Source organism: Komagataeibacter kakiaceti JCM 25156, from assembly GCF_000613305.1.
Map to the genome: position 1 here is coordinate 1 of NZ_BAIO01000724.1, position 916 is coordinate 916.

1 protein-coding gene is annotated in these 916 nt (G+C 65.4%); it reads right to left on the minus strand.

What is annotated here, in order from left to right; genetic code table 11:
* Nucleotides 1-23: 23 nt before the first annotated feature.
* Nucleotides 24-761 carry a TroA family protein gene (locus JCM25156_RS26105; protein WP_242402745.1) on the minus strand — a complete coding sequence of 246 codons (738 nt, stop codon included), beginning with the start codon at nucleotides 759-761 and terminating at the stop codon, nucleotides 24-26.
* Between the last annotated feature and the right edge of the window lie 155 nt (nucleotides 762-916).

The following is a 916-nucleotide window of genomic DNA, read 5'->3' on the forward strand; positions in this document are numbered from 1 at the left end:
CGCGCCGCTATCGGGGCCGAGGATCACCACATCGGATCCCACGCCGCGACCTGTTCGGCCGAGACCGCTTTCATGTTGCCCGCCACCCCAACGGCCGCGTTGCGCCCGCCCGCAAGGGTGATCCATTCATCAACGATACTGTGCGCCCCATCCACCCGCAATGGATGCAACGACTGCACATGCAGCACACGCGGGCGGGTGGCGTCACTCAGGCCGGACAGTCGCGTATGCACGTCATTTACGGTCTGCCGCATCATGGCGCGGTAGCGGGCCGCCGTCGCGCGCGCGCCATCCGTGCCCAGCGCGGCGGCGGTCATGTCCACCACGCGCAGAAGCCCGTCCGTATCCTGAAAGGAGGAGACAAGAACAGGCACCCCCACCGCGCGGAACGCCGCGATGGTGGCCGACGCCTCCGGCACGAATACGAGATCCACCCGTTCATGCAGCAGGGTCTCGGCATTGACCTGCGGGCCATTGACCGCCTGCGCCCCGTACAGGGCCGGGAAGACCCTGTACATCCAGGGCCGCGCCTGCGGGCGGTCCACGGTCATGACCAACTGCCGCGCGCCGCCAAGCATCAGCACCAGTTCATTATGGGCGAACCACAGATCGGCAATGCGGGTGGGATGATCGGGCACGGATACGGCGTTGCCCGCCATATCCGTAACATCACGCGCCATGGCGGGCGGTGAAACCGGGGCGCCCAGCGCCATGCCCCCCATCACCGCCCCGGCGATCATGCCCCTTCTGCCCCAGTTCATGCCATTGCCCCCGGTCCGGTCGCCTGAGTTATATTCCCGTGAATATATACCCGAACCGAAATGACGCAATCCGTCCCTAGTCCATGTAACTGCCGGTATCGGGGCAGGAACAGACAAGGTTGCGATCGCCATACGCATTATCCAGCCGGTTGACG

Excerpts from the sequence above, each read along its gene's own strand:
- JCM25156_RS26105 (WP_242402745.1), bottom strand. The coding sequence starts at position 761 with ATGAACTGGGGCAGAAGGGGCATGATCGCCGGGGCGGTGATGGGGGGC.